The sequence below is a fragment of the SAR202 cluster bacterium genome, from assembly GCA_016872285.1.
Classification (GTDB): Bacteria; Chloroflexota; Dehalococcoidia; order Lucifugimonadales.
In genome coordinates this window covers 104,531-110,897 of sequence record VGZZ01000003.1, presented here as the reverse complement: position 1 = coordinate 110,897, position 6,367 = coordinate 104,531, and the positions used below count along the sequence as shown (strand labels likewise).

Sequence of the window (6,367 nt, the reverse complement as noted above, 5' to 3'; positions counted from 1 at the left end):
GCCGGTGAGGATGAGGCATCGGATCGAGTCGTCGCCCTCAGCGTCCTCCACGGCGCCCTGAAGCTCCTTTACCAGCTTGAGGTTCATGGCGTTGAGGACTTCAGGACGGTTAAGAGTAATGGTGGCTATGGAATCGCGCTTCTCCACCAGGAGAGTGTCGTAGACCATGGGGCGTCCTTTGAGAATTGATGGGGCAATAATAACGGGCATGAGGGGACGATGCAATTTGGGACTAGACTGATGGGATGAAGGATAAAGTCTGAGTTTTGGTTAGGCTTTATCTATGAAACACTGAGACTGTTTTGAAGGGGGACATATATGAACGAATACTACCCTCGTGACGCCCTCAAGTCGCCGCGATACACCGGCATCCCCACCTTCATGCGACTGCCCATCGAGACCGACCCGTCGAAGATAGACGTGGCCCTTTTCGGCGTGCCCTTCGACTCGACGGTGACCTACCGCCCTGGCGCGCGCTTCGGCCCAAGGGATATACGGGTCCAGTCTGCCCTCATCCGGCCCTATAACCCGGAGCTAAGAATCGACCCCTTTAGCAAGCTCAAGGTCGCAGATATAGGAGACGTAGAGACTAATCCCCTATCAGTGGATGAAACCATTGCGAGCATCTTTAAGTTCGTGGACACGCTGTGCAGCCACAATGTCGTCCCTATAGCCATTGGCGGCGACCACACCATCACCCTTCCCATACTACGCGCGATGAAGAAAAAGCACGGACCTGTGGCAGTGATTCATTTCGACGCCCACACCGACACCTGGGACGATCACTACGGTGTGAAGCTGAGTCATGGCACATGGCTTCGCCGGGCGATGGAAGAGGGCCTGGTACAGGGAGACAAGACCTTCCAGATAGGCCTCCGCGGCCAGCTTTTCACTCCTAACGACTTCGACTTTGCCATAAGCCAGGGTTTTCATCAGATAACATCGGAGGAGATAAAAAAACGAGGCGTTGAATACCTGGTTGAACAATTGGAGCCGCTGGGTGGCAGCCCTGTCTACGTGTCGCTGGACATCGACTGGATCGACCCGGCCTTCGCGCCCGGTACAGGCGTGCCCCAGGTCGGCGGTCCGGACAGCTACGAGGCGTTGCAAGCTATCCGAGGCCTGAAGGGGCTGAACATAGTAGGCGCGGACGTGGTGGAAGTATGCCCCGCCTACGATTCAGGCAACATCACCAGCGTCCTGGCCGCGAATTTACTGTATGAGATACTATGCGTGCTTCCAAGGGCTGGTCAGGGCTAATTGTAACGGGCTAACCCGCCTTTTATACTGGCCCAAGTTTTATAGGACACTCTAAGCATGAAACGGGCCGTTGACTACATCGGCGGCGGCGCGGGGCTGATAGTCATGGCGGTGGTGGGTGTGTTATGCCTGTTAGTCCTGGGTCAGGCCATCACAGCCTTCGTAGGTGACAAGGCCGGTCTCGGAGTAGGTTATCTGATAGGTGTGGTTATCCTCTTCGCGGGCGGCGTGGCAATCGCAAGGATGGTCAAGAAAAGCACGGCTAATTGAAGGACTCATGGACACCAAATTTGACGTCATCATCGTAGGCGCCGGCAACGCTGCCCTGTGCGCCGCGCTCTCGGCGCGAGAAAAGGGGGCGCGAGTCGTGGTTCTGGAGAAAGCGCCGCAGCACTTCCGGGGCGGCAACACCTATTTCACCGGCGGCGCCATCCGCTGCGCCTACAACGGCATCGACGATATCAAGGCCCTGATACCCGATATGTCGTCGGAAGAAGAGGCAGGCATCGACGTCGGCAGTTATCCCCAGTCCAAGTTCTACGACGACCTCATGCGCGTGACCGAAGGCCTCAGCGACCCTGAGCTGGCCCAGGCCCTTGTGAGCCAGTCCCACCCTACGATGGTATGGCTGCGGCATCAGGGCATGCGATTTGTCCTGCTCTACGGCCGCCAGTCCTTCAAGGTGGGTGACAAGCACCGTTTCTGGGGTGGGCTTACGGTGGAGGCTGTCGGTGGCGGCAAAGGGTTGTCAGACCAACTTTTTGAAATGTGCCAGCGCAGGGGTGTTGAGATTAGGTATGACACAAAGGGCATTCGACTATTGCAGGACCGGCGTGGCCGAGTGCGGGGCGTCGTAATACAAGGGCCTAAAGTCTTAGAGGAACTGGAGTCGAAAGCGATTGTCCTGGCCTGCGGCGGCTTCGAGGCCAACGCCGAGATGCGCACTCGATACCTGGGGCCTGGCTGGGAGCTGGCCAAGGTGCGCGGCGTCCCCTATAACACCGGCGACGGCATACGCATGGCCCTGGAAGTTGGCGCCCAGTCCTACGGCCACTGGAGCGGATGCCACGCCGTAGCCTGGGACCTGAACGCGCCGCCCTTTGGGGACCGCACTGTGACAGATCTGTTCCAGAAACACTCCTACCCCTTCGGCATCATCGTGAACATCAAAGGCCAGCGGTTCGTGGATGAGGGAGCGGACCTGCGGAACTATACTTACGCCAAGTACGGCCGCGAAATCTTATACCAGCCCCAGCGGGTTGCCTTCCAAATTTTCGACGACAAGGTCAAGCACCTGCTGCGCGACGAGTACCGCATATCGCGAGTGACTATGGCCGAATCGAAGACTATCGCAGGGCTGGCGGAGTCCCTGGGAGTCGATAAGGTAGGTCTGTCGGAGACGGTGCGCCGCTTCAACGCGTCGGTGCAGTCCGGGGAGTACAATCCTACGAAGTTGGACGGCAAGGCCACCAAGGGACTCACTCCTCCCAAGAGCAACTGGGCGCAGCCAATAGATTCGCCGCCATACCTGGGCTACGCAGTTACCTGCGGCATAACCTTCACCTTCGGCGGCCTGCGCATAAACGCAAAGGGCCAGGTCATAAACACCGAGGGTTCGACTGTACCAGGCCTGTATGCCGCCGGCGAGCTAGTCGGCGGGCTGTTTTACCACAACTACCCGGGCGGTGCCGGGCTAATGGCGGGGTCGGTATTTGGCCGGATCGCGGGGCGGAGCGCGGCGGGGGAAACCGACGCTGGTAGCTAGTTGTTAACGCAGCGTTAAAACCTGCCTGCAAACCATTGCTATAATTGCGCTATGAGTCTTCTCAAAGAGCGCAGTGTGTTATTAGTGGAGGATGACGATACCCTGCAGGCCGCTGTCCAGTACAACCTGTCCAGGGAAGGCTACAACGTCCTCACCGCGGGCGACGGCGAAAGGGCGGTAGAGATGGCGAGGCGGCATCGCCCGAAAGTTATCGTGCTGGACTTGATGCTGCCTCGGATGGACGGGTTGGAGGTGTGCCGTATGCTCCGTCGGGAGATGACATCGCCCATACTTATGCTGACAGCGTGGGACCGCGAAATAGACAAAGTGTCAGGGCTGGACGTCGGCGCGGACGATTACATGACCAAACCCTTCAGCATGCGCGAGCTTATGGCGCGGGTGAAAGCCATGATGCGCCGCGCGGAAATGGAGCCGCCGCAGAATAATGTGCCTGAAGCGGTGAGCGTAGAAGGCCTGAATTTGGACTTGAAGGCGCGGACGGCAAAGCTGGAGGGGAAGCCATTGGAAATGAAACCAAAAGAGTATGATCTGCTGGCTTTCTTAGCCACCCACCCAGGCAAGGCTTTCACACGCAACGAGCTTTTGGACCAGGTCTGGGGCTACGATTTTGTGGGCTACACTCGCACCGTGGACGTCCATGTTCGATGGCTTCGAGAGAAGATAGAGTTGGAGCCAGGTTCGCCGAGACGGATCGTGACTGTCCGGGGCACCGGTTACCGGTACGACATATGAGAATGCCTCGCAGCATCCAGTGGCGCATCGCTTTGGCCTACACCGCCCTTATTGTGGCGGCCATGGCTATTGTTACTGTAATCCTAGTCCTTTATCTGAGGGATGAGTTAACGGCCGACGGTGCTGCCGATACCATTCTGGAGCGCGTTATCACAGTTACGGGCATCGCTACCGTGGTGGTCACAGTCCTGGCTGTAGCTCTGGCGGTGATGATAGCCCGCCGCAGTACCCGCTCCATTCGTCATATCACAGAAGCCGCCCGCAAGCTGGCCGGCGGCAATTTGGATTACGAGGTGATGACCCATGGTTCTTCTGAGGAGACCAGGGAGCTGGTGGACTCATTAAGCGCCATGGCTGGCAGCCTGAAGAATAAGCTGGCTGAATCCAATGCCAGCCACCAGCGCCTGTCGGCGGTGTTGGCCACCATGGCTGGCGGTGTGGTGCTGCTGGATGGCGATGGGCGAATATCGCTGGTAAACCCGGCGGCCTCGGCGCTGCTGGCCATGCCGTCAAGCCCTCCAAAGCGGCAGCGATTTATCGAGGCGGTCCGCGACCACGACATCAACAGCATGGTCATTCGATGTCAGCGGCTCAGACAGCCCGACAACCTCGAGATCGAATTCAGTCCCACCAAGAAGTTCTTGAACATCGTAGCCATGCCGCTTACAGGGGAACATGGAGAAGGCGTGCTGCTGGTAGTACACGACCTGACGGAAGCCCGCCGAGTCGAGACTACCAGGAAAGCCTTTGTAGCCAACGTCTCCCATGAGCTGCGCACGCCCCTGGCTTCGGTCAAGGCATCAGTGGAAACGCTGGAGGGCGGCGCTCTAGAGGACCCTAAGGCTTCCCGCGAATTCCTCGAGCGCATTAGCCGCAACGTTGACAGGATGACCCGCCTGGTCGGCGACTTGCTGGACCTATCCAGGCTGGAGAGCGGTGAGGACTCGCTAAATCTGGAATCGGTGGATATCTACCGGCCCATAAAGGAAGCTGTGGAACTTTATAAGACGCAGGCCAATGACAGGGGCGTGGAATTATCAGTGAGCAGCAGCGGCGGCCTGCCGCCTGCGCTGGCGGACGAGGGCCGTATCCAGCAAGTGGTGGCTAACCTAGTGGAGAACGCGGTCAAATTCACGCCAAGAGGAGGGAAAGTCCAGGTCGATGCCAGGAGCATCAATGGCGCTTTAGAAGTCACGGTGCGAGACACCGGCATAGGCATAGCCCCGGAGCATCTGCCGCACACCTTTGAGAGATTTTACAAGGTGGACAGGTCCAGGTCTGACACCGGGACAGGATTGGGACTGGCTATCGCTAAACACATCGTTCAGGCCCACGGCGGTCGGATATGGGTGGAGAGCAATTTGGGTGAGGGCAGCACCTTTGGGTTTACCCTGCCTACGGCCAGTCGAGGATGACACATTAGACCATGGGCCGCGCATAAACTTCCCATTCATGCCTTAACGGGCTGTTAAGGAGGTGTTAACCTAGCGTTAACACCTCTTTTTATTTATTGATGGAAGATAGTGGTGATGAATGAGAAGGAGAAAATTGAGTAAGGGTGGGCTTTAGGAAGCAGATACTCCTACTTGCCCTGATGGCCATTGCGTTTGTGGGCCTATTAATCAGCGCCGCTTGCGGCGGCGGTGGCGTCACCGTGAGAATTGACGGCTCCAGCACTGTGTTTCCCATAACTGAGGCCGTAGCAGAGGAATTCATGAAGCTGCACCGCAACGTGCAGGTCACTGTAGGCATCAGCGGCACCGGTGGCGGCTTTAAACGGTTCTGCGCTGGTGAGACGGATATTAGCGATGCGTCACGGCCCATCAGCGCATCAGAGATTGCAGAATGCGCAAAAAATGGCATCCAGTTCGTTGAGCTGCCGGTGGCCTACGACGGCTTGTCTGTAGTGGTGAACCCGGAGAACAACTGGGCCGGCAGTATGACAATGGCGGAATTAAAAAGGATATGGGAACCGAGCTCCGCTATCAATAAGTGGAATCAAGTGCGGCCTGAATGGCCCAATGAAGAGATTGTTCTGGTAGGCGCGGGTACGGATTCGGGTACATTTGATTATTTTACTGAAGCTGTTGTGGGCAGAGCCAAGGCGTCGCGGCCAGATTATATCGCATCAGAAGACGATAATGTCTTGGTACAGGCCATAGCAGACTCTCGGTACGCTCTTGGCTACTTTGGATACTCCTACTACGTGGAGAACAAAGATAAACTGAAGCTAGCGGCCATAGATGATGGCAAAGGAGGGGGCCCAGTGCTGCCTTCAGGGGGGACTATTACTGACGGTTCATACCCATTGAGCCGGCCCCTATTGATATATGTAGCAGCTTCAGCAGAGCAGACCACAGGGATCAAAGAGCTTGTAGAGTATTACTTGAGCGACGAAGGGATTGCTTTAGCCGAAGAGGTAGGTTACATTGCGCTGCCCCAGGAAGTATATCAAGCGGTCAGGAACCGCTTTGAACAAGGTAAAGCGGGTACTGTGTATGTAGAAAGCGCATCTGGGAAGACGCTGGAGGAGTTGTATGTCGAGTAATTGGAAGCTAAGGCGGCCTGTAGCTAGGAAAACGTTAGCAG

General features: G+C 56.9%; 7 protein-coding genes. 6 read left to right on the top strand and 1 reads right to left on the bottom strand.

The genetic code is table 11. The features are described 5' to 3' along the window. Window positions 1-210 (bottom strand): enoyl-CoA hydratase/isomerase family protein (locus FJ320_02120; GenBank protein MBM3924774.1); only part of this gene is annotated, 210 nt, incomplete at its 3' end. 108 nt (window positions 211-318) lie between these two features. On the opposite strand from FJ320_02120, the gene speB reads away from it, so the two are divergent. From speB to FJ320_02090, 6 genes are all read left to right on the top strand, one after another. Then, window positions 319-1,260 (top strand): agmatinase, encoded by a 942-nt coding sequence (gene speB, locus FJ320_02115; GenBank protein MBM3924773.1) that lies wholly within the window; start codon window positions 319-321, stop codon window positions 1,258-1,260. A 57-nt stretch (window positions 1,261-1,317) separates the two neighbouring features. After that, the gene (locus FJ320_02110) at window positions 1,318-1,530 is read left to right on the top strand and encodes a hypothetical protein (protein ID MBM3924772.1); all 213 of its coding nucleotides are present in this window, start codon (window positions 1,318-1,320) and stop codon (window positions 1,528-1,530) included. Between the two features lie 7 nt (window positions 1,531-1,537). Next, window positions 1,538-3,025 (top strand): FAD-binding dehydrogenase, encoded by a 1,488-nt coding sequence (locus FJ320_02105; protein MBM3924771.1) that lies wholly within the window; start codon window positions 1,538-1,540, stop codon window positions 3,023-3,025. 51 nt (window positions 3,026-3,076) lie between these two features. Then, window positions 3,077-3,778: a response regulator transcription factor gene (locus tag FJ320_02100; GenBank protein MBM3924770.1), complete on the top strand. Its 702-nt coding sequence runs from the start codon at window positions 3,077-3,079 to the stop codon at window positions 3,776-3,778. Further along, window positions 3,691-5,193, top strand: coding sequence for a HAMP domain-containing protein (locus FJ320_02095; protein ID MBM3924769.1), 1,503 nt, complete (start codon window positions 3,691-3,693; stop codon window positions 5,191-5,193). Before FJ320_02100 ends, FJ320_02095 begins: the two co-directional genes overlap by 88 nt. 179 nt (window positions 5,194-5,372) lie before the next feature. Next, window positions 5,373-6,326 (top strand): PstS family phosphate ABC transporter substrate-binding protein, encoded by a 954-nt coding sequence (locus FJ320_02090; protein ID MBM3924768.1) that lies wholly within the window; start codon window positions 5,373-5,375, stop codon window positions 6,324-6,326. Window positions 6,327-6,367 lie beyond the last annotated feature (41 nt).